General features: G+C 68.6%; 20 protein-coding genes. 12 read left to right on the forward strand and 8 right to left on the reverse strand.

What is annotated here, in order from left to right:
- Positions 1-9 precede the first annotated feature (9 nt).
- Positions 10-1,056 (forward strand): VWA domain-containing protein, encoded by a 1,047-nt coding sequence (locus tag ACSQ3Q_RS18455; protein ID WP_436135784.1) that lies wholly within the window; start codon positions 10-12, stop codon positions 1,054-1,056.
- Between the two features lie 44 nt (positions 1,057-1,100).
- Positions 1,101-1,349 (forward strand): hypothetical protein, encoded by a 249-nt coding sequence (locus ACSQ3Q_RS18460; protein ID WP_436135785.1) that lies wholly within the window; start codon positions 1,101-1,103, stop codon positions 1,347-1,349.
- Positions 1,350-1,398: 49 nt separating this feature from the next.
- Here ACSQ3Q_RS18460 and lolD read toward each other — a convergent pair whose 3' ends face one another.
- Both lolD and ACSQ3Q_RS18470 read right to left on the reverse strand, forming a co-directional pair.
- Positions 1,399-2,130 (reverse strand): lipoprotein-releasing ABC transporter ATP-binding protein LolD, encoded by a 732-nt coding sequence (lolD, locus tag ACSQ3Q_RS18465; RefSeq protein WP_436135786.1) that lies wholly within the window; start codon positions 2,128-2,130, stop codon positions 1,399-1,401.
- Positions 2,123-3,376 (reverse strand): lipoprotein-releasing ABC transporter permease subunit, encoded by a 1,254-nt coding sequence (locus ACSQ3Q_RS18470; RefSeq protein WP_436135787.1) that lies wholly within the window; start codon positions 3,374-3,376, stop codon positions 2,123-2,125. The genes lolD and ACSQ3Q_RS18470 overlap by 8 nt, the downstream gene beginning before the upstream one ends.
- A 134-nt stretch (positions 3,377-3,510) precedes the next feature.
- Between ACSQ3Q_RS18470 and ACSQ3Q_RS18475 the strand changes: the two genes are divergently transcribed.
- Both ACSQ3Q_RS18475 and recJ read left to right on the forward strand, forming a co-directional pair.
- Positions 3,511-4,467 (forward strand): phosphoglycerate mutase, encoded by a 957-nt coding sequence (locus ACSQ3Q_RS18475; protein ID WP_436135788.1) that lies wholly within the window; start codon positions 3,511-3,513, stop codon positions 4,465-4,467.
- Positions 4,464-6,188, forward strand: coding sequence for a single-stranded-DNA-specific exonuclease RecJ (recJ, locus tag ACSQ3Q_RS18480; protein WP_436135789.1), 1,725 nt, complete (start codon positions 4,464-4,466; stop codon positions 6,186-6,188). Before ACSQ3Q_RS18475 ends, recJ begins: the two co-directional genes overlap by 4 nt.
- Before the next feature lie 227 nt (positions 6,189-6,415).
- On the opposite strand, the gene ACSQ3Q_RS18485 is transcribed toward recJ, so the two are convergent.
- Positions 6,416-6,640, reverse strand: coding sequence for a tautomerase family protein (locus tag ACSQ3Q_RS18485; RefSeq protein WP_436135790.1), 225 nt, complete (start codon positions 6,638-6,640; stop codon positions 6,416-6,418).
- Between the two features lie 169 nt (positions 6,641-6,809).
- Complete coding sequence (locus ACSQ3Q_RS18490; RefSeq protein WP_436135791.1) at positions 6,810-8,648, reverse strand: methyl-accepting chemotaxis protein; 1,839 nt, start codon at positions 8,646-8,648, stop codon at positions 6,810-6,812.
- 193 nt (positions 8,649-8,841) lie between these two features.
- Between ACSQ3Q_RS18490 and ACSQ3Q_RS18495 the strand changes: the two genes are divergently transcribed.
- The gene (locus tag ACSQ3Q_RS18495) at positions 8,842-9,714 is read left to right on the forward strand and encodes a 3',5'-nucleoside bisphosphate phosphatase (RefSeq protein WP_436135792.1); all 873 of its coding nucleotides are present in this window, start codon (positions 8,842-8,844) and stop codon (positions 9,712-9,714) included.
- A gap of 20 nt (positions 9,715-9,734) precedes the next feature.
- Positions 9,735-10,370 (forward strand): L-threonylcarbamoyladenylate synthase, encoded by a 636-nt coding sequence (locus tag ACSQ3Q_RS18500; RefSeq protein ID WP_436135793.1) that lies wholly within the window; start codon positions 9,735-9,737, stop codon positions 10,368-10,370.
- A gap of 251 nt (positions 10,371-10,621) precedes the next feature.
- Here ACSQ3Q_RS18500 and ACSQ3Q_RS18505 read toward each other — a convergent pair whose 3' ends face one another.
- Positions 10,622-11,839: a methyl-accepting chemotaxis protein gene (locus ACSQ3Q_RS18505; protein ID WP_436135794.1), complete on the reverse strand. Its 1,218-nt coding sequence runs from the start codon at positions 11,837-11,839 to the stop codon at positions 10,622-10,624.
- Positions 11,840-12,142: 303 nt separating this feature from the next.
- Entirely contained in the window at positions 12,143-13,966 is a 1,824-nt protein-coding gene (locus ACSQ3Q_RS18510; protein ID WP_436135795.1) for a diguanylate cyclase domain-containing protein, read from the reverse strand.
- A 106-nt stretch (positions 13,967-14,072) separates the two neighbouring features.
- Here ACSQ3Q_RS18510 and ACSQ3Q_RS18515 point away from each other — a divergent pair, with 106 nt between their 5' ends.
- Positions 14,073-14,741: a site-2 protease family protein gene (locus tag ACSQ3Q_RS18515; RefSeq protein WP_436135796.1), complete on the forward strand. Its 669-nt coding sequence runs from the start codon at positions 14,073-14,075 to the stop codon at positions 14,739-14,741.
- Between the two features lie 37 nt (positions 14,742-14,778).
- On the forward strand, positions 14,779-16,083 hold the full coding sequence (locus ACSQ3Q_RS18520) for a tryptophan--tRNA ligase (protein WP_436135797.1): 1,305 nt from the start codon (positions 14,779-14,781) through the stop codon (positions 16,081-16,083).
- Between the two features lie 113 nt (positions 16,084-16,196).
- On the opposite strand, the gene ACSQ3Q_RS18525 is transcribed toward ACSQ3Q_RS18520, so the two are convergent.
- The gene (locus tag ACSQ3Q_RS18525; protein ID WP_436135798.1) at positions 16,197-19,610 is read right to left on the reverse strand and encodes a FecR domain-containing protein; all 3,414 of its coding nucleotides are present in this window, start codon (positions 19,608-19,610) and stop codon (positions 16,197-16,199) included.
- 29 nt (positions 19,611-19,639) lie between these two features.
- Complete coding sequence (locus tag ACSQ3Q_RS18530) at positions 19,640-21,643, reverse strand: CHASE2 domain-containing protein (RefSeq protein ID WP_436135799.1); 2,004 nt, start codon at positions 21,641-21,643, stop codon at positions 19,640-19,642.
- Between the two features lie 202 nt (positions 21,644-21,845).
- Here ACSQ3Q_RS18530 and ACSQ3Q_RS18535 point away from each other — a divergent pair, with 202 nt between their 5' ends.
- From ACSQ3Q_RS18535 to ACSQ3Q_RS18550, 4 genes are all read left to right on the forward strand, one after another.
- Positions 21,846-22,115 carry a hypothetical protein gene (locus tag ACSQ3Q_RS18535; RefSeq protein ID WP_436135800.1) on the forward strand — a complete coding sequence of 90 codons (270 nt, stop codon included), beginning with the start codon at positions 21,846-21,848 and terminating at the stop codon, positions 22,113-22,115.
- The gene (locus ACSQ3Q_RS18540) at positions 22,112-23,164 is read left to right on the forward strand and encodes a formylglycine-generating enzyme family protein (RefSeq protein WP_436135801.1); all 1,053 of its coding nucleotides are present in this window, start codon (positions 22,112-22,114) and stop codon (positions 23,162-23,164) included. Before ACSQ3Q_RS18535 ends, ACSQ3Q_RS18540 begins: the two co-directional genes overlap by 4 nt.
- 170 nt (positions 23,165-23,334) lie before the next feature.
- Positions 23,335-24,033: a response regulator transcription factor gene (locus ACSQ3Q_RS18545; protein WP_436135802.1), complete on the forward strand. Its 699-nt coding sequence runs from the start codon at positions 23,335-23,337 to the stop codon at positions 24,031-24,033.
- Positions 24,034-24,136: 103 nt separating this feature from the next.
- A complete protein-coding gene (locus tag ACSQ3Q_RS18550; protein WP_436135803.1) occupies positions 24,137-25,891 on the forward strand; it encodes a FecR family protein in 1,755 nt (584 codons plus the stop codon).
- Positions 25,892-25,910 lie beyond the last annotated feature (19 nt).

Here is a 25,910-nt window from a genome sequence, read left to right on the forward strand (position 1 = left end):
ACCCGCACCATGGTTTTTCTCTGGCCCACCCTGCTCTGGCTGCTGCTGGTTGCGCCCCTCTTGGTGCTGCTGTACTGGTGGCTGCTGCACCGGCGCAAGAAGACTGCGCTGAGCTACTCCAGCCTGTCGCTGGTGCGCGAGGCGCTGGGCCCTGGCCAGCGCTTTCGGCGCCACATCCCGCCGGCTCTGTTCCTGCTGGCGCTGATCGCATTGCTGCTGGCCGCCGCCCGGCCGCTGGCGGTGATCACCCTGCCTTCGCAGGACCAGACCATCATGCTGGCCATGGATGTCTCAGGCAGCATGCGCGCCACCGATGTGGAGCCCGACCGCATCACCGCCGCCCAGAACGCCGCCAAGGCCTTCATCACCGAACTGCCTCGGCACGTGCGCGTGGGCATCGTGGCGTTTGCCGGCAGCGCCCAGCTGGCCCAGCTGCCCACCCAAAGCCGCGAAGACCTGGTCAAGGCGATCGACAGCTTTCAGCTGCAGCGCGGCACAGCCACGGGCAACGGCATCATGCTGTCGCTGGCCACCATCTTCCCCGACGCCGGGATCGACATCGCCGCGCTGGGCGGCCGCCAGGCCATGCGCCCCAAGCCCATCGACGAGATCGGCAACAAGCAGGACCCGGCCAAGACCTTCACCCCGGTGGCACCGGGCTCCTACAACTCGGCCGCCATCATCATGCTGACCGACGGCCAGCGCACCACCGGCGTCGACCCGCTCGAAGCCGCCAAGTGGGCAGCCGACCGCGGGGTGCGGGTGTACACGGTGGGAGTAGGCACGGTGCAGGGCGAGACCATCGGTTTCGAGGGCTGGTCGATGCGTGTGCGGCTGGATGAGGAGACCCTGAAGGCCGTGGCCACCCGCACCAATGCCGAGTACTTTCACGCCGCAACGGCAGCGGATCTGAAGAAGGTGTACGAGACCCTCAGCTCACGCCTCACGGTGGAAAAGAAGGAGACCGAGATCTCCGCCCTGCTCGCACTGGCAGGCGCGGCGCTGGCCCTGCTGGCGGCGGCGTTGTCGGTGTGGTGGTACGGGAGGGTGATGTAGCAACCAGCATGTCGTCGACACGACGTGCCAACCAGGAGACATCCATGCGTTCTTTGATCCAAGCGTGCGCCTTTGTGCTCGTCGCCACGGCGGCCGGCACCGCACTGGCCCACAACTGCCCCAACGAAATGAAGGCCATCGACGCCAAGCTGGCCACCAATCCGAGCCTGTCGGCAGACAACGCCGCCAAGGTCAAACAGCTGCGCGCCGACGGCGAAGCGCACCACAAGGCGGGCAAACACGACGACTCGATGAAATCGCTGGCCGAAGCCAAGAAGATTCTCGGCATCTGAGCCGCGCCCCGGCCCGCAACGCTGGGCTCAGCGGTGGGGCCGAGCTTGCCTAGCTTAGCCGCCCTAGCACCAGCCGCACCACGCGGTCGCAGCGCGCGGCCAGTGACTCATCGTGCGTGACCATGACAAACGCCGTGCCCTGGTCGCGCGCCAGTTGCAGCATCAGGTCGAACACGCCGTCTGCCGTGGTGCGGTCCAGGTTGCCAGTGGGCTCGTCGGCCAGCACACAGGCGGGCCGCGTGACCAGCGCACGCGCAATCGCCACGCGCTGGCGCTCGCCGCCCGACAGCTCGGCGGGCCGGTGCATCAGGCGTTCCTTCAACCCGACGGAGGTGAGCACCCGCTCAGCCTCGGCATGGCACTGCGCCAGCGGCATGCGGCGGATGCGCAGCGGCATTGCCACGTTGTCCAGCGCGCTGAACTCAGGCAACAGGTGGTGGAACTGGTAGATAAAACCCAGGTGCTGGTTGCGCAGCTGGCCCTGGCGTTCTGCCGACAGCGAGGACATTTCGTCGCCCTTCAGCCGCACGGTGCCTGACGTCGGCGCATCCAGCCCGCCCAGCAGGTGCAGCAGCGTGCTTTTGCCAGAGCCCGACGCGCCGACGATGGCCAGCGTTTCGCCGGCATGGATCTGCAGGTCCACGCCCTGCAGCACGGTCACGTCCAGGCGGCCTTCGGTAAAGCGCTTGGTGATGCCACGGGCTTCCAGTACGACCTGGTTTTTCAAGCCATTTTGGCCTCCAGCGCTTGATGGTACTGCGCTAGTAGCTACATTATTCATAGCGAAGTGCCTCGGCGGGGTTCACGCGGCTGGCGCGCCAGCTGGGGTACAGGGTGGCCACAAAAGCCAACACCAACGAGATGATGCCGATGGGCAGGATGTCGCTGCTTTGCGGCTCGCTGGGCATCTTGCTGATGAGGTAGATGTCCTTGGGCAAGAAGCTCGCGTTCAGCGCCTTCTCGATGGTCGGCACGATCACGTCGATGTTGAACGCGATCCCCAGGCCCAGCAGCAGGCCCACAGCCGTGCCGATCACGCCCACCATGGCGCCCTGCACCACAAAGATGCCCATGATGCTTTTCGGGCTCGCCCCCAGCGTACGCAGGATGGCAATGTCGGCGCGCTTGTCGGTCACCGTCATCACCAGGGTAGAGACCAGGTTGAACGCGGCCACGGCCACGATCAGCGTCAGGATGATGAACATCATGCGTTTTTCGAGCTGAACGGCCGCGAACCATGTGCGGTTTTGTTGCGTCCAGTCGCGGATCAGCAATTGGCCGCTTAAGGACTGCGCCAGCTGCTGGGCCACCTCGCGCGCCATGTGCAGGTCCTTGAGCTTCAGGCGCACGCCCGTGGGGCCTTCCAGGCGGAAGATGCGCTGCGCGTCCTCGTGGTGCAGCAGCACCAGGGCGGAGTCGTATTCGTAGTGGCCCGAGTCGAACGTGCCGGCCACCGTCATCTGCTTGAGGCGCGGCACCACTCCCGCCGGGGTGACCTGGCCTGCGGGCGCGATGAGCGTGACCACATCGCCAGCGCGCACGCCCAAGGCGCGGGCCAGTTCACCGCCCAGCACCACGCGGAATTCACCGGGCACCAGCTGATTGAGCACCTGCTCATTGGCAGCGGCCAGGTCGGTCACCGCGCCTTCGAGCGCCGGGTCGATGCCGCGCACCAGCGCGCCCTTCATGTCCTCACCCCGTGCCAGCAGCGCCTGGGCCGCCACAAACGGCGCAGCGCCCACCACGTTGGGGTTCTGCTTGGCCTCGGCCAGCGTGCGTGCCGGGTCGGCCAGGGCCGCGCCCTGGGGCGCAAAGATCTCGACGTGCGAGACCACGCTGAGCATGCGGTCGCGCACTTCCTTCTGGAAGCCGTTCATCACCGAGAGCACGATGATGAGCGCCGCCACCCCGAGTGCAATGCCCAACATGGACACGCCCGAGATGAACGAGATGAAGCCGTTGCGCCGCGTAGCGCGGCCAGCGCGCGTGTAGCGCCAGCCCAGGGCCAGTTCGTAGGGGATTTTCATGGATCAAAAAGAAAGGGCCCGGGCAGTGCGGAATGCCTGGGAGCCTGCGCGGCATCGGCAGCATTGGCTGCCACCTTCACCGCCCCGACTCCCAGCCTGGGCGGGCAGATTGTGGCATCCCGGACAATAGCCGGATGTCAGACACCCACCATTTGCTCATCCCCCATGCCGCCAGCACGGCCCCGGGATGCCAGCAAGCCCTGCAGGGCCTGGCCCTGCCCCACCTGGACCGGCTGCTGGCCCGGCTCAGCCCCCACGCTGCCGGCAGCGACAGCGGCGAAGACACCAGCTTCTCCACCCCGCACGAACGCGCCCTGGCGCGCGCCCTGGGCCTCCCCGCGCAAGACGGCCGCATCCCCTGGGCCGCATGGCATCGCCACCAGCAAGGCCAGCCGGCAGACGGCGAGGCCTGGGCGTTCGTCACGCCCTGCCAGTGGCAGGTCAGCACCGACCACGTCACGCTGCGCGGCCCCGAGCAGCTCGCACTGGACGAGGCCGCATCGCGCGCGCTGCTGGCCATCGTGTCCCCCTGGTTTGCCGAAGACGGCATCGCCCTGCACTACGACCAGCCCACACGCTGGCTGGCCAGCGGCCCACTGTTTGCCCAGCTTGCCACCGCCTCGCTGGAGCGCGTGCTGCAGCGCGATGTGCGCGCCTGGATGCCGGATGTGAAAGAGGCCCGCACGCTGCACCGCCTGCACAGCGAGATGCAGATGCTGCTTTACACCCACGCCTTCAACGACGAGCGCTCGGAGCGCGGGCTGCCGGTGATCAACTCGTTCTGGGTGCATGGCACGGGTCCATTGCCTTCGCCTGCGCCTTCAGCAACTCCTGCCCCGACGGTGCCCTCCACCTTGCGCGACGCCGCAGTCAACGAAGACTGGCGCACCTGGGCCGCCGCCTGGACCGCGCTGGACGCTGGCCCGGTGGCCGATCTGCTGCGCAGGGCCGAAGATGGCGCGCCGGTGCAACTGACACTGTGCGGCGAGCGCAATGCGCTGGCCTTCCACACCGCGCCGCGCACGCTGGCCCAGCGTTTTCGAAGCATTTTCAGGCCCCAGCGCTTTATGGACGTGCGCGAGCAGCTATGAAAATAATAGCAAGAGACATTCCCCCCCGCGCCGCCTGGGCGCTGGAGCAGGCCGGCGTGCACCCGCTGCTGGCGCGCCTGTACGCGGCGCGCGGCGTGCGAGGCAAGGACGAGCTGGACGACGGCTTGGCCCGGCTGCTGCCGCCCAGTGGCGACAAGGGACTCAAGGGCATTGAGACCGCCGCCCGCCTGCTGGCCGATGCCATGGCGCAGAACAAACGCCTCGTGATCGTGGCCGACTACGACTGCGACGGCGCCACCGCCTGTGCCGTGGGCGTGCGCGGGCTGCGGCTGCTGGGCGCGCAGCATGTGGACTACCTGGTGCCCGACCGCGTGACCGATGGTTACGGCCTCACCGCATCCATCGCCCGCCGCGTGGCCGAGCGCGGCGCCGACGTGCTGATCACGGTGGACAACGGCATCGCCAGCGTAGAGGGCGTGGCCGAGGCCAAGGCGCTGGGCCTGACGGTGGTCGTCACCGACCACCACCTGCCCGGCCCCGAGCTGCCGGTGGCCGACGCCATCGTCAACCCCAATCAGCCCGGCTGCACGTTCGAGAGCAAGTCCATGGCCGGCGTGGGCGTGATGTTTTATGTGCTGCTGGCGCTGCGCGCCGAGCTGCGGGCGCGGGGCGTGTTTGATGCGGCCAGCCAACCCAAGCTCGACCCGCTGCTCACGTTGGTTGCGCTGGGCACCGTGGCTGACGTGGTCAAGCTCGACGCCAACAACCGCCGCTTGGTCGCGCAGGGCTTGCGGCGCATCCGCGCGGGCCAGATGCCGGCCGGCGTGGCCGCACTGTTCCACGCCGCCGGCCGCAAGGCGCCCGTGGCCACCACATTCGACTTCGGTTTTGCTCTGGGCCCGCGCATCAACGCCGCAGGGCGCCTGGCCGACATGACGCTGGGCATCGAATGCCTGCTGACCGACGACGCGGGCCGCGCCGCCGAGCTGGCCGCCACGCTCGATGGCATCAACCGCGAGCGCCGCGAGATTGAAGGCGGCATGCGCGAGCAGGCCATGCTGATGGCCGAGAGCCTGTTCCAGGAAGACGAAGAACCGCCGCCGGCGATCAGCGTGTTCGACCCCGATTTTCACGAAGGCGTGGTCGGCATCGTGGCCAGCCGCATCAAGGACAAGCTGCACCGCCCGACCTTTGTGTTTGCAGCCAGCAGCGCGCCGGGCAAGGAACATGAGCTCAAAGGCTCGGGCCGCTCGATCCCCGGCTTTCATCTGCGCGATGCGCTCGACCTGGTGGCCAAGCGCCACCCGGGCGTGATCCTCAAGTTTGGCGGCCACGCCATGGCGGCGGGCTGCACGGTGGCCGAACAAGCTTTCGAGGTGTTTGAGCGCGCCCTGGCCCAGGTGGCGCAGGAGTGGTTGGACGCCGCCACCCTCACCCGCCGCATCGAGACGGACGGGCCCCTGGCCCCCGAGTACTGCCGTGCCGACATGGTGGACACCCTGCACCACGAGGTCTGGGGCCAGGGTTTTGCACCCCCCACCTTCAGCGAAGAAGTGCAGATCGTGAGCCAGCGCCTGGTGGGCGAGGCCAAGAACCACCTGTCGATCAAGCTCATGCACCAGGGCAACCCGGTGGACGCCATCTGGTTCGGCCACACCGAGCAGCTACCCGCACGCGTGCTGCTGGCCTTCCGGCTTGATGTGAACGAGTGGAAGGGCGAGCGCAGGGTGCAGTTTCTGGTCGAGGGGGCGCAGGTGTAGGAAAGCTGCACGGGCCCGCTTCGGGCGACGAGCGTACCTGGTGGGCTCAAGGTCGGGGTGGGTCCCGAGGGCGTGAAGCGCAGGGATCGCCACTGCGCTGCTTGCAGTAAGACCCGCTGCCAGGGCAAGCACTTCGCGATACCCATTGTCCGAGCCTCCAGGCGCAGGCCGCAGCGGCCGACCGTGACGGCGGCGGTGGCCGTGCGCACGCCCATGGGTGCCTCCCTTCAGGCCTGCGCCGGGCCTTTGGCGCGCTGGCGAATCGCCGTCACCGGTTCACCACCATGCCCCCAGTTCTCCGGGTCGACCTCATCAATGATCACCGTGACGGTGTCGGGGCGTTTGTCCAGCACTTGCTGCATGAGCTGCGTGACGCCGGTAATCAGCGCGGCCTTTTGCGCGGCGGTGGTGGGCACGTCACGGCGCGCCAGGCGGATGTTGACCAGGGGCATTCGTCTTTCCTTCTTCAGAGCATCAAGCTGGACAAAACAAAAGGCAGCCGAGGCTGCCTTGGAGGACGGGCGCCAGCGGCATTTTTAAGTAAAAACGGCCGCCTGCGCTGGATGAATAAGCACTTGTAGCTATCAAATCAGGAGCAAATGTCTTTGCGCCTGCGATAGCTCAGAAGCTTTCCCAATCGTCATCCCCACCATTGGCCGCAGCGCGCGGTGCGGGGGCCGACGATGCGCTTGGGGGTCGCGCAGCGGGAGGGCGCGCCACTGGCGGCCGCGCGGCCGGGGCAGGAGCCGCCGACGATGACAGCCGCGGCGCCGCCGGGGCGCGCGGTGCGGCGGGCTTGGCGCCGGTGACCCGCGGTGCGCTGGCCGAGGCCGGTTTGTTGCCCACCGCGGGCCTTGGCGCTGCAGCGGGGGCCGGCGCAGGGCGTGGCGCTGGGGCCGGCGCGCGCACCGCGACGGCGCCGACGTTGAACACCGACACCACTTCGGCCAGCCGCTGGGCCTGGTCGCGCATCGATGCGGCCGCGGCGGTGGATTCCTCCACCAGCGCCGCGTTCTGCTGCGTCATCTGGTCCAGGTGCGTCACGGCCTGGTTGACCTGGGCGATGCCATCGCGCTGCTCGCCGGACGACGCAGTGATCTCGCCGATGAGGTCGCTCACGCGCTGCACGCTGGCCACGATCTCGCCCATGGTCTGGCCTGCCTGGGCGACCTGCGCCGAGCCGGACTCGACGTTCTCGACCGAGGCGCTGATCAGGTTCTTGATCTCCTTGGCCGCCTCGGCGCTGCGCCCGGCCAGGCTGCGCACTTCACTGGCCACCACGGCAAAGCCGCGGCCTTGTTCGCCCGCACGGGCGGCTTCCACGGCGGCGTTCAGCGCCAGGATGTTGGTCTGGAAGGCGATGCCGTCGATCACGCCGATGATGTCGCTGATCTTGCGCGAGCTGTCGGTGATCTGCTGCATGCTGGTGACCACCTGGCCGACCACCTCGCCGCCGCGTGCCGCCGCCTGGGCTGCCGTGCCCGCGAGCTGGTTGGCCTGGCGGGCCGTGTCGGCCGACTGGCTCACCGTGGCAGTCAGCTCTTCCATGCTGGCCGCGGTTTCCTCCAGGTTCGAGGCAGTCTGCTCGGTGCGGGCCGACAGGTCGTGGTTGCCATTGGCGATCTGGATCGACGCGGACGAGACCGCGTCCACGCCGCCGCGCACCTCGCTCACCACGCCGCGCAGGCGGTTGGACATGGCCGACAGCGAGCGCAGCATGTGACCGAACTCGTCCTTGCGGGTGGACTGCAGTTCGCGCGTGAGGTCGCCAGCAGCAATCGCATCGATGGTCTGCACGGCTTCCTCGAGCGGCACGGTGATGGAGCGCACGAGCTTCCACGCAAGCAGCAGCACCACCACGATCAGCACGGCCGACATCACCAGGCCCTGGATGGCGTAGGCAACGCGGCGCTGGGTGGTTTCTGCACGGATCTCTTCGCGCCGTTTTTGCAGCACCGCCACAAAGTCATCCTGCGCCTTGAGGTAGCGCGCCACCAGGGGGGTGAGTTCGTTGTCGGCAAACTGCTGGGTCGCCACGCCGTCGCCCGCGCCCTTGAGCTCCCAGGTCTTGGCGGTGGCGGCCAGCACCAGCTTGCGTTCGGCCAGCACTTTTTCGAGCGCGGCTTTTTCCTCGGGCGCCGTGGCGCCGGCCACGATGCCTTCCTGGATCTTGTTGATGCCGCCAATGATTTCCTTGACCTTGGCGTCGTACTGCTGTGCCAGCACCGCATCGGTGGTGACCGCGCCGCCCATCACCATGTTCACCGCGGTCTCGGTGGCGCCGCGCCAGCGTATGGCGGCAGAGATGCGCTCTTCGATCTCGACCACCTGGTCCATCGCGCCCGACATCGAGGTGTTGCCCCGGTATTGCTGGTAGCCGGAAATGACCAGCATGACCAGCATCAGCAAAAGAAAAGCGCCCCACAGTTTTCTTGCTACCCGGATATTGTCGATTTGCATGGTGTTCTCTTTGTCGAAACGTGGGAGTGGCAAGTATGCAGGCACACGCTACACACAGCTGCATGCGGGCCCTGATGGCGCTAACGCCTGCGAACCCGTGTCGGCGGCGAACGCGGCGCAACGCAATGCCCCTCTAGCCAGTGTTGCCGGGCGCGCGCGACCGCGTTATTGGTACAAGCCCTAAAATGCCAGCGTGACATCCCCCATCCTCAACGCCGACCTTCACTGCCATTCCGTCGTATCCGATGGCACCCTGACTCCCGAAGACCTGGCCGCGCGCGCCCAGGCCAACGGGGTCGAGTTGTGGGCGTTGACCGACCACGACGAGGTCGGCGGCCAGCACCGGGCCATCGCTGCCGCGCATGCGCAGGGCATGGCCTACCTCACGGGGGTCGAAATCTCCGTCACTTTTGCCGACACCACGGTCCACATCGTGGGCCTGGGGTTTGATCCCGACAACGAGCAGCTGGCCCAGGGCCTGGCCGCCACCCGCGGTGGCCGCGGTGAACGCGCGCTGGACATGGCCGAGCAGTTGGCCAAGGTGGGCATCAAGGGCGCGTACGAAGGCGCGCTGCAGTTTGTGGGCAACCCGGCACTGATCTCGCGCACCCATTTCGCGCGCTTTCTGGTGGAAACCGGCGTGTGCCGCGACACCCCCGAGGTGTTTCGCAAATACCTCACCGAAGGCAAGCCCGGCTACGTGCCGCACCGCTGGGCGTCGCTGGGCGATGCCGTGCGCTGGATCACCGGGGCCGGCGGCATGGCGGTGATCGCCCATCCGGCGCGTTACAAGTTCACGGCCAACGAAGAATTTGCGCTGTTTTCCGAATTCAAGCAGCACGGCGGGCGCGGCGTGGAGGTGGTGACCGGCAGCCACAGCGCGTCCGAATACGTCACCTACGCCGCGATGGCGCAGGAGTTCGGCCTGGCCGCCTCGCGGGGCAGCGATTTCCACAGCCCGGACGAGTCCCACACCGACCTGGGAACCCTGCCGCTGCTGCCCGGCCAACTGACCCCCGTGTGGGAGCTGCTGGCAGAGCGCATCCGCCACCCCGCTGCCGCTTAAGACGGCGCCCCCCCAACACCATGGCCCAGTATTTTGAAGCGCACCCCGACAACCCCCAGCCGCGGCTGCTCAAGCAAGCGGCCATGCTGCTGCAAAAGGGCGGGATCGTGGCCGTGCCGACCGATTCGAGCTACGCGCTGGTCTGCCACCTGGACGACAAGGACGCCGTGGACCGCCTGCGCCGCATTCGCCAGGTGGACGAAAAACACCATTTGACCCTGCTGTGCCGCGACCTGTCGGAGCTGGCCAACTACGCGCGGGTGGACAACCGGCAGTACCGCCTGCTCAAGCTGGGCACGCCCGGGCCCTACACCTTCATTTTGGAAGCCACCAAGGAAGTGCCGCGCCGCGTGAGCCACCCCTCGCGCAAGACCATCGGCCTGCGCGTGCCCGACCGCAAGGGTCTGCAGCTGTTGCTGGAGTTGCACGGCGCGCCGCTGTTGGCCACCACGCTGATACCGGCGGGGGAGAGCGAGCCGCTGAACGACCCGCAAGAGATCCGCACACGCTACGAGAAACTGCTGGACGCCATCGTGGACGCAGGCGCCTGCCCGCTGGAGCCCACCACGGTTATTGACCTCACGCCCATGGGCAGCGGCGGCGATCCGGAAGTCATCCGCGAAGGCCGCGGGAGCCTGCAGGCGCTGGGGTTGTAACGCCGAAAACCCCAGGCTCGGCTTTGCCTCTGCAAGCGCGTGCGTTTTGAATTAGCGCTCCAAGGAGTCTATTGAGGGCTCACTACCTGCGACTGAGGTTGCTGCCTAGAAGCCGAGCATAGACCGGTCCCGCTCCCAGTAACCAGCGCCCAAAACTGGCGCTGCCCAATACCCAGCACCACCGTGGAACTGGCTCCGCCAGGCCACGGGTGGTGTCCCCCTGAGGGGGAAGCGGCGCAGCCGCTCAGGGGCTACAACTTAAACGCGCCGACCGCCTGCTCCAGGTCACGCGCCTGCGCCGTGAGCCCGGCGGCGGTGTTGACGGCGTTCTGCACCAGTGCCGCGGTTTCCTGGGTTGTGCCGTCCATGTGCGAGACCGCCACGTTCACGTGGCTGATGGCGTCGCTCTGCTCGCGCAGCGCGGTGGAGATTTCGCTCAGCAGCGAGCTGACCTGGCCCACGGCGGTGACGATCTCCTGCATGGTCTTGCCGGCCTTGCCGACCTGGCCGGCGCCGCTCTCCACCTGCTCCACGGATGCGCTGATCAGCGCCTTGATCTCGCGCGCCGCCACGGCGCTGCGCTGGGCAAGGTTGCGCACTTCGCTGGCCACTACGGCAAAACCGCGGCCTTGCTCACCGGCGCGGGCGGCTTCGACCGCGGCGTTCAGCGCCAGGATGTTGGTCTGGAACGCGATGCCTTCGATGACCTGGATGATGTCCACGATCTTGCGCGAGCTGCCGCTGATGGCCTGCATGGTCTGCACCACTTCGCCCACCACGGTGCCGCCATGCTCGGCAATGCCCGACGCTTTGACGGCCAGATCGCTGGCCGAATGGGCGCGCTCGGCGTTCTGGCGCACGGTGGCGGTCAGCTGCTCCATGCTGGCCGCGGTTTCGGTCAACGATGCCACCTGGTCTTCTGCCCGGCGCGAAAGGTCGGTGTTGCCGTGGTCGATGTGGTCCGCAGAGGTGCTGATCGCATCCGCGTCGTCCTTGATGCGCGAGACCAGGTCGGTGAGCGTGTCTTCCATCGTGCCGAGTGCGCCCAGCAGCCGCCCGAAGTCTCCTTTCAGCTCGGTGCTGAACTCCTGGCTCAGGTCCCCCGAAGCGACCGTCTCCGCAATCAGGATGGCCTGGTTGAGCGGGCTCACGATGCTGCCGCGCAGGCCGACAAAACCCATCAGCGACAGCGCGACGACGGCCAAACCGCCGCCCACGATCCACCAGCGTGCGCTGGACAGATGTTCCTGACCAGCCTGTGCCGCGCGCTGGGCATCGGGCCCGGCGGCTGCAGCGGTGGCGGGGGCCCCGCCGCTTGCACCCGTCAGGGACGACAGTGCGCCGCGGTAGGCGTCTTCTGCCCGGGAGATGCGTGACAACCCCATGCCCACGAGCACAGCGACGATGAGGGTGATGCCGCCAAACGCCAGGATGAGGCGGGTTCCGATTCTGAGCTGATCAAAGGGCACGGGATGGGTCTCCAGGAGCTTGGCAAAAACAGGTGCAGGCGGTCACGGGGCGACGCCGTCGGGTGGGATTGGTAACCGAATGCGACATGCTATCAATGATTGGAAGCGCGGGCCAGCGGGCCGCACCTGCCGGTCAGCGCTGTGTCTTTTTTGGCGTGGCGGGTTGCACAGCGACGGGTTGAACCCGTAGGCACCAGCGCGTGTGGCCCCGTTGGTCTGCGCGACTTGCTCAGGTGTTTTCAAGGCGATTTTTCAAGTACTTTTGGCCGCTAGCGCTTTCTGCATATGCCCGCATAGCTATTATTAGGATAGCAATTGATTCTCAGCCGCCCGGGCGCGGTGGAGACTGCGCTTGCCGCTGTGTTTGCCGATGTACATCGCGGCGTCGGCTTGCTGCAGCAGCCGTTGTGCGTCCTGGCTGTCCAGCGGCGCCAGTGCATAGCCGATGGTCAGCCCCACCGACAGCCGCAGCGGCCCCACGGCGAACGGCTGCTCGAACGCCCCCAGCAGCGCACGGCCCAGCGCCTCGGCCTCTGCAGCGCTGTGGAGCCCGGGGGCCATCAGGATGAACTCGTCGCCACCGAGCCGCGCCACCACGTCTGCCGCGCGGCACCGGCCCTGCAGGCGCTGCGCCACCGCCACCAGCAGCGTATCGCCCACGTCGTGGCCATGGCGGTCATTGATGGGCTTGAAACCGTCCAGGTCCATCAGGTAGACCGCCACGGGCCGCTCGGGCGTTGCGCGGGGCAGCGCGGCCTGCAGGGCCTGCTGCAGGCCGCGCCGGTTCATGAGGCCGGTCAAAGGATCGCTGTGCGCCAGCGCGTGCATCTGGTCGCGCTCGTGCAGCGCGCGCTGGGCGGCCGCCTGCAGCGCCTGCGTGCGCAGGCCCATCACACGCAAGAAGAGCAGCATGTCCAGCGTGGCCCCGATCTGAAAGGAATGCAGGGTCCAGAAATTGGCCGGCAGCACGCCATACACCAGGCCGGCCATGACCAATACCGCAATATCAAAGACGGTCCAGGCCAGCAGCAGCGTGCCGCCGATCGGGTCACGCTGGCGCCACCGACGCACCGCGGCCGGCAAGCTCAGCAGCAAGGGCATGGGCCCCACCAGTGCAATGTAGATCGTGGTGGTGCGCACGCTCAGCAGGTCCAGCGCGAAGACCAGGCCGCACAACACCGTCAACCCGGCGCCCGCGTGCATCGCGCGCTGGTAGCGGCTGTGGCGCCCCGCCCCCGCGAGCGTATGGCACAGAAACAAGAACGAGCCCGCAAGCCCCAGCAACCCGGCCAGCACCGCGCCGTGCAGCTCCATCCAGACGTTGCCCGGCCAGAAAAACTGCACCGCAATACCAAAAAACTGCAAGGAAAAGCCCGCGCTTCCGAACACCACCAGCGCGTAGTAGCCAAACAGCCGCTCGCGCTGCAGCAGGTACTGGATCAGGCTGTAGACCAGCAGACAGAAGGCCACGCCGTTGAGGAAGCCCTGCAGCATCTGCTCACGCAGCGCACGGTACTGGGCCACGGGCTGCTCGCTGATCGTGATCGGCAGGATCAGCGGGCCGGGCGAGCGCACGCGGACCAGCAATTCGTGGCGTTCGCCGGGCACCAGCGGCAGCACCATCGCCGGTGTGCGGCTGGCCAGCGTGGCCGGGCCCGGGGGGCGCAGGTATCCGCCTTGCTGCTGGCGCAGCACTTGGCCGGCGCGTGCCACGACGATGTCGAGCTCCTGCACCGACCCGTACTCCACGGTCAGCACCCAGTGGCTGTCGGCCTGCCGCGGCGCCACCACCGGGATGTGCAGCCACATCGCTTCCTCGCGCACCCCCAGCGACCCACCGCGCCGGGCCGGTTCTTCAAAACGGTCAAGCTGCTGCAGAACCTGTTGCGCGCTGAGCGAATGGTTGGGGTCCGCGAGGATCCGGATATTCGGCCACGCGTCTTGTGGTGACGCGCCGATCTGCAGCTGCAGCGGGTCGCCGTGCAGTGATGGCTCTGCGTGCACCGCGCCAGTGGCGTCCCACACTGCACCGCAGAACATCAGGCCCAGCAAGATGGCCCGGCAAACGCGGCGCCAGGACTCACGGATGGCGCCCAGGTCGCTGTGCACGTGTGCAGGGAAATGCATCAGAGGGGCGGAATAGGGACTTGTTGCTGGACGTAGCCGCGTGCAGTGTAGGCCAGCGCACGGGGCCCTCCACAAGCCGCGCCGCCCCGTCTGAGACAATCGACCGGTGGACATCTCCAATCTCATCCAAACCGTTCTGATCTACGCCCTGCCGGTGCTGTTTGCCATCACGGTGCACGAGGCAGCCCATGGCTACGCCGCGCGGCACTTTGGCGACAACACCGCGTACATGATGGGGCGCATCACCCTGAACCCCATCAAACACATCGATCCGGTCGGCACGATCTTGATGCCGCTGCTGCTGTATTTCGCCACCTCGGGGGCGTTCTTGTTTGGCTATGCCAAGCCGGTGCCCGTCAACTTCGGCAACCTGCGCAACCCCAAGCGGCACATGGTGTGGGTGGCGCTGGCGGGGCCGGCGTCCAACTTCTTCCAGGCGATTTTTTGGGCGGTGCTGCTGGTTTCCATGGTGGGCTCGGGGGTGGAGGAGCGCTTCTTCATTGAGATGGCGCGCGCCGGGGTGCTGGTCAACCTGGTGATGTGGGCGTTCAACCTGTTCCCGCTGCCGCCGCTCGACGGCGGGCGCATCTTGGTGGGCCTCTTGCCGTGGAAGCAGGCGCACATGGTCTCGCGCATCGAGCCTTGGGGCTTCTTCATCGTGATGGGCCTCGTGATCGCGGGCGTGGTGGGCACGTTCTGGCTGCGCCCGCTGATGTCGCTGGGCTACGGCGCCATCACCCTGTTGCTCACGCCCTTGACCGCGCTGCTGCGGTGATCCCTGTTTTCTTTCGTTTTCTGGCAAAGCTGTTCCCATGAGCATCACGCGTTTTCTCACCGGCATCACCACCACGGGCACGCCCCACCTGGGCAACTTCGTGGGCTCCATCCGCCCCTCGGTGGCGGCCAGCCTCACGCCCAACGTGCAGAGCTTTTACTTTCTGGCCGACTACCACGCGCTCATCAAGTGCGAGGACCCGGTGCGCATCCAGCGCTCCACGCTCGAGATCGCGGCCAGCTGGCTGGCTGCAGGCCTCGACCCTGAAAAGGTCACGTTCTACCGCCAGTCCGACATCCCGGAGATTCCCGAGCTGACCTGGCTTTTGACCTGCGTGACCGGCAAGGGCGTGCTCAACCGCGCGCATGCCTACAAGGCCAGCGTGGACAAGAACACCGCCGCCAGCCGCGAGCAGGACGATGGCGTGACGGCCGGCCTCTTCATGTACCCGGTGCTCATGGGCGCCGACATTTTGATGTTCAAGGCGCACAAGGTGCCCGTGGGCCGCGACCAGATCCAGCACATCGAGATGGCGCGCGACATGGCCGCGAGCTTCAACCACCTGTACGGCGAGCACTTTGTGCTGCCCGAAGCCGCCATCGACGACCACGTGGCCACCTTGCCGGGGCTCGATGGCCGCAAGATGAGCAAAAGCTACGACAACACGATTCCGCTGTTCAGCTCGCGCGAGCAGCTCAAGAAGCTGATCGGCGGCATCCTGACCGACTCGCGTGCGCCCGGCGAGGCCAAGGAGGTCGAGGGCTCGGCGCTGTTCCAGATCTACCAGGCGTTTGCCACGCCTGCCGAGACCGAAGCACTGCGCAAGGCCTACGCAGACGGCATTGCCTGGGGCGATGCCAAGCAGTTGCTGCTGGAACGGGTGGACCAAGTGATCGCCCCGATGCGCGCGCAGTATGAGGAGCTCATCCACAACCCTGCGCGCATCGAAGCCACCCTGCTGGGGGGTGCCGAACGTGCCCGTGCGATGGCCACGCCGTTCATGCGCGAGCTGCGCGGCGCCGTGGGCCTGCGCAGCCTGGGCCAGGCCGCCACCGCGGCCAAGCCGGCAAAGGCTGCCAAGGCCGCTCTGCCCGCGTTCAAGCAATACCGCGAGGCCGACGGCAAGTTCTACTTCAAGCTCGTGGCCGCCGACGGCCGCCTGCTGCTGCAAAGCACCGGTTTTGACGCGCCCAAGGAGGCCGGCCAGGCCATCGGCCAGCTGCAAAAGGACGCAGGCGCGCTGCAGGCCCTGGCCCCACGCCTGGCGCCAGTGGATGGTGTGCAGGGTGACGAGGTGGCTGCAGCGCTGAAGGCGCTGGCAGAGGCTGCCGCCGCGTCCTGAACGAATCACCGCGCTTGAACAAAAAGCCGGCCCCTGTGGCCGGTTTTTTTTGTTTGCTATTAATTAGATAGCTATCAGCGCTTATCCATCAAGCGCTAGCGGCCAAAAAAGCTTCAATCCCGGTACCGCACCAGCGCCCACAGCGTTGGCCGCTCGCCCTGGCGCAGCCCGGTCTGCACCGTGCCGGTGAAGCTCCAGCGCCGGTCCAGCGATTCCCAGCCGTGGCCCAAGGCCAGGCTCCAGCCTGGCGGGCGCAGGGCCGTGTTGGCCTCGTCGGTGTAGCGCGCGCCGCGCCATGTCATGCGCAGCAGCGAGAAGCTGCGGCCTTCGTGCCGCCACGTGGTCTGGGCCAGCACCACATGCCGGGCAAAGCCGGGCAGTTGCAGGCCCGCAAAGCCTGCACCGGTGTTGCGAGAGTCGGTGTGGATGTAGCTGCCCAGCACGCTCCAGCGCGGCCCGAGCAGGTGGTTGACCGACACGCTGGCCTGCGCCAGGTGCCCCTGGCCAAAGATGGGCGACCCTTCGTAGGTGTTGAGCGTGGTCTGCGCGTTGAGCACCACCGGCGCGATGTTGCCAACGTTGTCGAACAGTGCGCTGGTGTTTTGCGCAAACAGCCGGCCCCCTTGCGCCAGCAGGTTGCTGATGCGCTGGCCCGACAGGCTCGCCCCGATGAAGGTGGATGCGTTCAGCTCCCAGTCGAGCTGCACGGCGTGCTTGCGCGCGTAGCTGCCGGCCATCAGGTACTGGTTGTCCACCGCAATCGCGCCCGTGGCCACCGGCGCCAGCGTATGGGTGCCGGCGGCGCGCAGGCTTTCTTGGTATGCCCAGTGCAGCGCGCGGCCGGGCCCCAGGCGCAGGCTGGCGCCCACGCGCGGCAGCAGGCGGCGGCGGTGGGCGGCGCTGTCGTTGAGGGGATCGAGCAGGTCCTCACCTGTGGCGGTGTCGGTGAAGCGGTCTTTTTGCTGCGTGGTCATGTGCGGCCAATAGGCCTCGGCCATCCAGCTCCAGGCGCCGCTGCGCCATTCGCCCGCCACCCAAGGCATGCTGTAGCGCTCGGTGTTGGTGCGCGGCGTGGTGATCTGCAGGTCAGAAATCACGCTTCCGCTATCGCGGTCCACGCGCTCCAAGCCCAGGCTGAGGCGGTGCGCGCCCCAGAGCACGGTGTGCCGCAAAAACACGCCCTTCTCGTCGCTGGCAAAGCGGTAGTCCTGCGGGCCGTAGCGCGCATCGTCCAGCACCAGGCCCACGGTCTGGCGGCCGGTATGGACCTTGATCCAGGTCTGGCTGTCGGCCGACCAGCGCCACGACGCGCCCATGTCGGTGCGGCGTGCGCGTGTTTCGGCGCCGCCGTTGAAGGTGACGCTGTTGCCAAAGTCCAGGCCGTCCGGAAAACGGTAGCGCAGCGTGGTGTCGCCATGCAGCGCAAAAAGCGCCAGGCTTTCGGTCGGCCGGGCGCCCACTGCCAGGTCGATGCCGGGCGATGCCATGCGGTAGCGCGTGTTGGGCGGGCCTTCGCGCGGCCACATCTGCACGTCGATGGCGCGCACCAGCCAGGCCACCGGCAGGGTGCTGGCGGCCAGGCCGCGGTGGCCCACATCCACGGTGGCGTTGTGGCGCAGCGGGTTGCGCTCGGCGCTGGCGCCCGCGGTCCATTCGCTGCCGGTGGTCAGCATCAGCGGTGCGCGCTTGTCGCTGGCGCCAAACACGGTGGGGTCGGTAAGGTAGCCCTGAAATAGCTCGGAACGGCGGTTGAAGTCGCTCTCGTACCGGTCGGCCAGAAAGAAATGGCTGCCCGCCCACAGCGGGTAGTACGAAGCACTGGCGTACGCGCGGGCCCAGTGCTCCATGCCGAAGTCCCCGAGGGCCTTGCCCAGATTGGCCGAGCCCTGGCTGTCCGACGCGAGCGCGTTGAGCGACTTGAGGTACGGCAGCCGCGTGAGCGCCTCGCGCGCCGCAGCGATGGCCTGCACCGGCTCGCCGCTGTCGTTGCGCAGCATGGCCTCGATCTGCCAGGGCAGCGGGTCTCGCGGGTCGGCCAGGCGTGCGCGGTCCAGGGCATCCAGCGCGGCAGCGCGTTCGCCCAGCGTGTACTCGGCCACCGCCAGCCACACCTGGGCGCGCGCATGGCGCGGCTCGATCACCAGGGCCTTGAGCAGCTGGGTGCGCGCTGTCTCCGCATCGCCCTGGCGCAGGGCCAGCAGTCCGGCGCCCGCCAAGCCCACGTAGTCGTCCGCCGCCAAGGCCAATGCGGCATCGAAGCCGGCGCGGGCTTCGGGCAGGCGCAGCGACTCGGTGGCGGCGGTGGCCAGCTCGCTTTGGTACGCGGGGTCATTGGGGGCGAGCGCCACCGCACGCTCCAGCGCGGCACGGGCCGCCCGCGGGTCGCCGCGCTCGTGTTGCGCGCGGCCCCAGGCCCACAGCGCTTGTGCCTGCAGGGAGGGGGGCACCGCGCCCGCGCTGTTCGAGGTGTGGTCCACCGCCGTGCGGTACCGGGCCAGCGCGGTATCGGCCTGCCCGTCCAGGCGATGCCAGTCGCCATCGGCCAGCAGCAGTTCGACGGCGTCGGGTGCTGCGGCGCGCGTGGCGTCGAGCCACCGGCGCGCCTCGGGCTGCCGGTCCAGCGCCATGAGGAGTTCAGCCCGGCGGGCCGCCGTGCGCGCATCGCGCGTGCGCAGCCAGGCCGCGGCCAGGCGGGTTTGTGCGGCCTCGATCTGGCCGCCCAACACATCCAAATCCGCCAAGGCCAGGTCGACCACGGCGCCACCCCCGCCCTGCGCGGCCATCGCCTGCAGCTGCTGCTGCGCGCTGCCCCATCGCCCGGCCTGCAGATCGGCGCGGACGGCGGCGAGGGCGGGCGAAATGCCAGTCTCTTGAAACTCCGCCCAGCGCGCCACGTTGGCCGGATAGGCCATCACCCACTGCACCCGGTCGCGCGGGCGGACCAGCAGGCGTTTGACCGGCGCACGGCCCGGCTCTGCGGTGCCCTGCTCGGCCGGGCCCAGCTGTACGCTGCCCTGGGCGTTGGACAGCTCCACCAGCCCCGACAGCACGGTGAGCGTAGTGCGCCCGGCCGCGTCCACCTCCACATCCCAGTCGGTGCCGCGCACCACGGCCAGCGCCGCAGGGGTTTGCAGCTGCAAAGCGGCGGGGGTCTTCTTGGTGCGGGCCCACAGGCGGCCGGCAGCCAGCTCCAGCACGGTGCGGGCGGGTTGCGACTCGCACAGGCGCACCTGGGCCTCCGCCGCCATGCGGATCTGCGTGCGGTCGGCCAGCAGCAGCGCAGCCGATGACAGGGCCAGCGTGCGCACATCGGCGCCAGGGCGCAGCTGCTGCGCCAGCGCGGCGGGCGACCACGGCTCGGTGCCCGGCGCCCGCGTCTGGCCCCGGCCGGCCAGGGCCACGATTTGTGCGGCGGGCGCACCGGGCGCAGCCACGGTGCCCGTGCACTGGGCCCAGGCAGCGGGGCCGCCGTAGCCAGCGGCGGCCAGGGCCAGCGGCGTCATCCAGACAAGGCGGTGTGCGCGCATGGTGGCGGGCCTTTCGTGAAAACAGGGCGTCAGGACTTGTCGAGCGCGCGGGCGCTGAACAGGGGTTCGGAAGTGTTGGCCCGCGGCCTGGGCGCTGGGTGTTCGCCCATCCGCGCCTGCACCCGGCCGCGCAGCTGGGTGGTGTGCGCAAGCCACTGCGGCGCGTGCTGCTCTGCATGCGCATGCCAATACGCGCAGCACTGCAGGGCCGCGGCCCAGTCGCCCGCGCGTAAGTGGCCTTGCAGCGCCACGCTGATCTCCACCAGCCCGGTGTCATCGCACGGTGTGTAGACGTCGATACCCACACTGCGGCCGGCCAGCACCACGGTGTCTACCCACAACAGACGCGCCAGCTCGGCACCACCGGGCCCCATCGCGTCGCGCGTGGCGGCCGACAGCAGGACGCTGGTGCCAAACGCTTTATTCGCGCCTTCCAGCCGCGCGGCGGTGTTCACGGCGTCGCCCACGGCGGTGTAGGTAAAGCGTTCATGCGATCCCAGGTGTCCCACCGCGGCCTCGCCCGTGTGCAGGCCGATGCGCAGCAGCACCCGGCCAAACGGCGTGCCCTGCCATTCGGTGCGCAGGGCCACCATCTCGGCCTGCATGGCCTCTGCACACGCCAGGGCGCGCGCGGCGTGGGCGGGCTCGGGCAGCGGCGCGTTCCAGAACGCCATGACGGCATCGCCAATAAATTTATCCAGCGTGCCGCCGTGCTGGTGCACGCAGCGCGTCATGCGCGAAAAGTAGGCGTTGAGCGCACGGGCCACGGCCTCGGGCGGCAGGTGTTCGCTGGCTGCAGTAAAGCCCGCCAAGTCTGAAAACAGCAGCGTCAACACGCGGCGCTCACCCTGCACCGCAGGCATGGCGGCGCCGGCTGCGGTCAGCGCATCGACCACCGCGGGCGGCACGTAGCGCGCAAAGTCGCTGCGCAGCTGCTCGCGGCGGCGGCGCTCGCGCCAGTAGCTGCTGGCCGCGCCCACATTGAGGTGCAGCGCGAGGCCAACCAGCGTGGGCAGCGCGCTCCACCACACGCCCAGCAGGTAAGCCCAAAACGCGCCGATCAAGGCCAGCAGCGACAGGGCTACGGTGAGCCAGCTGGCCCGCCAGCCACTCCAGTGGCGCGTGGTCCACGCCACCAGGGCCACAACCAGTGCGGCCTGCAGCGCCGGGCCGGCCGGGTGGGCGGGCACGATCCAGTCGCCGGTCAGCCCATTGATGAGCGCCGTGGCGTGCAGAAACACGCCCGACTGCCTGCCCCCGCCCAGCACGCGCTGGGGCGTGGCGAACTGGTCCACCCCGCCCACCGGCGTGTTCTGGCCCAGCAGCACGAGCCGGCCTTGCAGTGCGGCTGCGGGCAGGTGGCGCGCGGGCTCGAGCGCCTGGGTGTAGTGGGCGTATGGCAAAGGCACTTCGGGCGCGTAGTAGCGCAGCAGTGCGCCCGGCGGCGGCGCCGTGACGTTGCGCCCGGCACTGCGCGCCACCGCCCGCCAGAACGCGTCTTCACGCACCGGCATGCGGCGCAGCACACCGTCATCGTCCACCTGCACCGCCACACTGCCGTGCGGCGCCTGGCTGAAGATGGATGGGACCGTCTGCTGGTAGTGCGCCACCTGCGAGCTTTGCACCGCCACCTCGGCGCTGGCCAGCACCACGGGCAAACGGCCCTGCAGTGCGCGGGCCAGGGCGGCATCGTCGGCGGGGGTCTGGGGCGCGGCAAACAGCAAGTCGACACCCAGCGCCGCGGCGCCCCCGGCCGACAGCGCTTGCACCAGCTGCGCGTGCAGGCGGCGCGGCAGCGGTGGCGATTGGTTCAGCTCTGCCAGGCTGGGCTCGTCCAGCCCTACCACCAGCACCCCGGCATCGGGCCGCACGGGCGCGGTCAGGCTGCTGAGCAGGTCATATTCGAGCCGCTGCAGCACCGTCCAGATGGGCAGGAGGTGCAGCAGCGCGAGCATCAGGAGCGCAGCCAGCACCCGCAGTGCCAAGGACTGCCACGCATCCTTCACCCCGACCGGTGCCCGACTGCCTGCCATTCCCCGCCCTCCCGCGCCGTTCAGGCGCCATCACGCAGCAGCTTCACCAGCACCTTTACGCAGCTGCGTGTAACACACTGTATCTCTGCAGCCAGGCCCTGCCCAGCGTAGACACCCTGATATGGCCAGCCGGCCACACAAGGCCTGGGCCCCTGCGCAGGCATGTGCTTAAACTGCCCCCTCACCTGTTTGTGGAGATGCCATGAAGCTGTTGACCGCCTCCCTGTGCTCCTTGTGTGTGATCACCCTGCTGGCCGGCTGCAACGCCGCCACCACGCGCCCGTCCTCCGCCATGGCCTCGGGCCGGGACCGCACCTTCAGCGTGCCGGTGTATGGCACGGACACCGCACCTGCCTACGCTGCCGCCACACGCGAATGCCAGAAGCTCGCGCTGTTTCCCAAGCTGCTGCGCAACGATGGTTCGCGGCTGGTTTTTGAATGTGTGAGCGAAGCGCCCGGCCGCCAGCCATGAGCGGCCCTGGAGCGCGTGGCCGGGTAGGCCGCGCAGGCCGCGGCAGCCTCGCCGTCGCCGCCCTGCTGCTGGCAAGCGTGGCGCATGCCGCGCCTCCCACCACCTGGACCAACCGCCTGGGCATGGTGTTTGTGAAGGTGCCCGCAGGCAGCTTCACCATGGGCGGCGTAGAACCGCCAGAAGTGCTCGCGCAGGCCTACCCCACACTGGAGACCCGGCGCTTCACCGACCTGGCCGACGAGCAACCTGCCCACGCCGTGCACATCCGCCGTGCGTTCTACCTGGGCCAACACGAGGTGACGGTGGGGCAGTTCAGGCGCTTTATCGAGGCCTCTGGCTACGTGCCTGAATCGATCGCAGATGGCACGGGCGGCTACGGCTACAACGCCCAGTACGACCCGGCCACCACGCGGCGCGGCGACGCCTTCGAGGGGCGCGACCCGCGCTATTCATGGCGCAACCCAGGCTTTGCGCAGGGCGACGACCACCCGGTCGTCAACATCACCTGGAACGACGCACAGGCCCTGGCCGCATGGCTGACCCGCACCGATGGCCACCGCTACCGCCTGCCCACCGAGGCCGAGTGGGAATACGCCTGCCGCGCCGGCACCCGCACCCGCTACCCCCACGGCGACGACCCACAGGGCCTGACGCAGGTGGCCAACACGTTCGACCAGACGGCCGTACCGCTCTGGGCGCGGTGGCAGCAGCATGCGCTGGCCGGCAGCGATGGCCACGCCTTCACGGCGCCGGTGGGCAGCTACGCCCCCAACGCCTTCGGCCTGCACGACATGCTGGGCAATGCGTGGGAATGGGTGTCGGACTGGCATGGCGACGACTACTACGCCAAGTCCCCGCCCTCCGACCCGCAAGGCCCCGCAGAGGGCTCGGTGCGCGTGCGCCGGGGGGGCTCCTGGCACACCTGGTCGTTCTACGCGCGCTGCGGCTACCGCAACTGGAACAGCCCCGAGACACGCTACACGCTGGTGGGCATGCGGCTGGTGCGCGAGATCGCGCCGGCGCCGCGCCGCCGTAATCCCGCCCGCTGAGGATTCCTGCCGATTGGCACCCGCTGCAGCGGCCGGCCATCGCCCGCGCGTGCCCGTCGCGCAACACTCCGTGAACAAATGTCAACTTGCTGACGAGGGCGCGGGCGCCGCGCCGGCCGCACCGCGGTTATCGCAAATAATCCGCCATTGAATTTTCGACAGGGGACACCATGCGCATAGCCGCTTTGGACGACGATGCGCTCCAGCTGGATCTGATCAAACAAGCCACCGAGGCGCTGGGCCATGTTTGCCACACCCACCTCAACGGCGCCGACCTGCTGCGCGAGATGCGGCGCGAAACCTTCGACCTGTTGATCGTGGACTGGCACCTGCCCGACACCACGGGCCCGGAAGTCGTGCGCTGGGTGCGCAAGAACGTTGGCACGCAGTTGCCGATCCTGTTTGTCACCCACCGCCAGGAAGAGCGCGACATCGTCGAGGGCCTGGGCAGCGGCGCCGATGATTTCATGGTCAAGCCCGTGCGCATTGGCGAGCTCAACGCCCGTGTGTCGGCCCTGCTGCGGCGCGCCTACCCGGCCAATGCGGGGGGTGTGGTGGAGTTTGGGCGCTACCGCTTTCTGTCGGAAACACGGTCTATCGAGATCGACGGCGCTCCCGTGGAGCTCAAGAACCGCGAGTACGATCTCGCCCTGTTTCTGTTCCAGAACATGGGCCGGCTCCTGTCGCGTGACCACCTCAAGGACATCGTGTGGGGCCAGGTGGCGGACGTGATGTCGCGCTCGCTGGACACCCATATCTCGCGCTTGCGCACCCTGCTGGACCTGCGGCCTGCCAACGGCTTCATCGTCTCGGCCGTGTACGGCGTGGGATACCGGTTCGAATCCGTTGAGCCCCAGCGAAAAGGCTAGGCAAGCCTCGGCCGGGGCAGAAACACCTATCCAACCCGCCACTTGTGGCCCTGCAGATACCGCGACCCGCCCGCCACTGCGCGCAGGCTGAAGGAGTTTTGACTTGTCAACGAACCACGGCCGCACCCGCTGGGCCCTCACGGCCCCCGCCGCGCTCACTCTCGGCTTGCTCGCGGGATTGGTGACCACCACCGCCAGCGCCAACCCGGCCGCAGCGCAGAACGACGAGATCGCCCACACCGTGCAGGAGGGCGACACGCTCGAAGCCCTCGCCAAGGCGTACCTGGACGCCCCGCGGCAATGGCCGCTGCTGCAGGCGCGCAACAAGGTGGCCAACCCCCGGCAGTTGCAGCCGGGCTCGGTGGTCTGGATCCCGGTGCGGCTGCAACCAGCGGAGTCGGCCACGGTGGAGTTTGTGCACGGCCCAGTCACGGCACAAGGTCAAGGCAATGGGGCCGCGGGACCCGTGTCGAAGGGCGGCCGGCTGGACGAAGGCACGGTGTTGCAGGTCGGGCCGGACGCCTTCGTGGCGGTGCGGTTGGCCGATGGCACGGTGGTGCGCGTGCAGGCGCAGTCTGAACTGCAGCTGCGCCAGCTGCGCCGGCGCGGCCGCGCAGGCAGCCTGCAGTCGGTGCTGGAGATGCGCAGCGGCGCCGTGGAGTCCTCGGTGCCGCCCAAAGCCGAGGCGTTTCGCCGGTTCGAGCTGCGCACCCCGCAGGCCGTGACCAGCGTGCGCGGTACCCGCTTCAGCGTGGCCATGGGCGACGCCGGCCAGACCACCGCGGCGGTGCTCGACGGCTCGGTCGCAGTGCAGCAGCGCGCAGATTCCGCCCACGCGCCCCATCCTTCCGCCTCTGCGCAACCGCACCCCGCCGCGCTGCTGGCCCCCGGCCAGGGCCTGGCGGTGGCGGCCGACGGCACGGTGGGTACACCCCGCGCCCTGCTGCCTGCGCCCGACACCTCGGCCGTGCCTGACACGCTGGGCGACGCAGGCCTTCTGGCGATTGATGTGCCGGCGCTGCCGGGTGCCGCCCGCTACGAGGCCCAGGTGGCGCAGGACGCGGACTTCACGCAGGTGCTGCGCCATGGGCGATTTGCCGATGGGCATCTGCGCTGGCGGGCGCTGGACGACGGCCGCTACTACCTGTCGGTGCGCGGGGTGGACGACGCCGGCATCCCGGGCCGGCCCGCCGTGTTGCCGTTCACCGTCAAGACCCGCCCGGTGGCGCCGCTGTACCAGTTGCCCGCGCCCGGCGCCGTGGTGGGCACCAGCACGGGCGAGCTGCAGTGCACACAGGTACCCGGCGTGCGCTGGTACCGCGTGCAGGTCGCCAGCAATGCACAGTTCAACCAGCCCTTAATCGACGCGCAGCGGCTGACCGAATGCCGCCTGCCGCTGACCGCTCTGCCGGCCGGCAACTACTTCTGGCGCGCGGCCAGCGTGCTGGAGCTGCCCGGCGGCCAGGCAGACCAGGGGCCGTTTGCGCCACCGCAGCCCTTCATGGTGGCCGACCGCCCCGCCGCCCTGTCCTTGCAATCGCTGCAGGCGCAGGACGGCGAACCGACCGTGCGCCTGCATTGGCCTTCCCAGGCCGGCCAACGATTCCGCCTGCAGCTGGCCGCGGCTGCTGACCCTGCTTTTGACCAGCCAGTGCAAGACACCGTGCTCGATGCGGCCGAGTGGACTGCTAGCCACCTGGCTGCGGGCGAGTACCTGGTGCGCATCCAGGTGCTGGACCCCACGGGCCTGCAGAGCGACTTCTCGCCCCCGCGGCAGATTCGCGTGGGGACGGGCCTTCGCACCGGTGCGGGCTTGCCCGTGTCCACGTCCACCGGCCAGCCGGTGGGACGCCCTTGAGCCGGCGCGGATTGCCCCC

It is taken from the genome of Acidovorax sp. LjRoot129, from assembly GCF_964253765.1.
Classification (GTDB): Bacteria; Pseudomonadota; Gammaproteobacteria; order Burkholderiales; family Burkholderiaceae_C; genus Acidovorax.

Excerpts from the sequence above, each read along its gene's own strand:
- ACSQ3Q_RS18545 (WP_436135802.1), top strand. The coding sequence starts at position 23,335 with ATGCGCATAGCCGCTTTGGACGACGATGCGCTCCAGCTGGATCTGATC.
- ACSQ3Q_RS18455 (WP_436135784.1), top strand. The coding sequence starts at position 10 with ATGGTTTTTCTCTGGCCCACCCTGCTCTGGCTGCTGCTGGTTGCGCCC.
- ACSQ3Q_RS18460 (WP_436135785.1), top strand. The coding sequence starts at position 1,101 with ATGCGTTCTTTGATCCAAGCGTGCGCCTTTGTGCTCGTCGCCACGGCG.
- ACSQ3Q_RS18540 (WP_436135801.1), top strand. The coding sequence starts at position 22,112 with ATGAGCGGCCCTGGAGCGCGTGGCCGGGTAGGCCGCGCAGGCCGCGGC.
- recJ (WP_436135789.1), top strand. The coding sequence starts at position 4,464 with ATGAAAATAATAGCAAGAGACATTCCCCCCCGCGCCGCCTGGGCGCTG.
- ACSQ3Q_RS18490 (WP_436135791.1), bottom strand. The coding sequence starts at position 8,648 with ATGCAAATCGACAATATCCGGGTAGCAAGAAAACTGTGGGGCGCTTTT.
- ACSQ3Q_RS18520 (WP_436135797.1), top strand. The coding sequence starts at position 14,779 with ATGAGCATCACGCGTTTTCTCACCGGCATCACCACCACGGGCACGCCC.
- ACSQ3Q_RS18525 (WP_436135798.1), bottom strand. The coding sequence starts at position 19,610 with ATGCGCGCACACCGCCTTGTCTGGATGACGCCGCTGGCCCTGGCCGCC.
- ACSQ3Q_RS18470 (WP_436135787.1), bottom strand. The coding sequence starts at position 3,376 with ATGAAAATCCCCTACGAACTGGCCCTGGGCTGGCGCTACACGCGCGCT.
- ACSQ3Q_RS18500 (WP_436135793.1), top strand. The coding sequence starts at position 9,735 with ATGGCCCAGTATTTTGAAGCGCACCCCGACAACCCCCAGCCGCGGCTG.
- ACSQ3Q_RS18510 (WP_436135795.1), bottom strand. The coding sequence starts at position 13,966 with ATGCATTTCCCTGCACACGTGCACAGCGACCTGGGCGCCATCCGTGAG.
- ACSQ3Q_RS18530 (WP_436135799.1), bottom strand. The coding sequence starts at position 21,643 with ATGGCAGGCAGTCGGGCACCGGTCGGGGTGAAGGATGCGTGGCAGTCC.
- ACSQ3Q_RS18535 (WP_436135800.1), top strand. The coding sequence starts at position 21,846 with ATGAAGCTGTTGACCGCCTCCCTGTGCTCCTTGTGTGTGATCACCCTG.
- ACSQ3Q_RS18475 (WP_436135788.1), top strand. The coding sequence starts at position 3,511 with ATGTCAGACACCCACCATTTGCTCATCCCCCATGCCGCCAGCACGGCC.
- ACSQ3Q_RS18485 (WP_436135790.1), bottom strand. The coding sequence starts at position 6,640 with ATGCCCCTGGTCAACATCCGCCTGGCGCGCCGTGACGTGCCCACCACC.
- lolD (WP_436135786.1), bottom strand. The coding sequence starts at position 2,130 with ATGAATAATGTAGCTACTAGCGCAGTACCATCAAGCGCTGGAGGCCAA.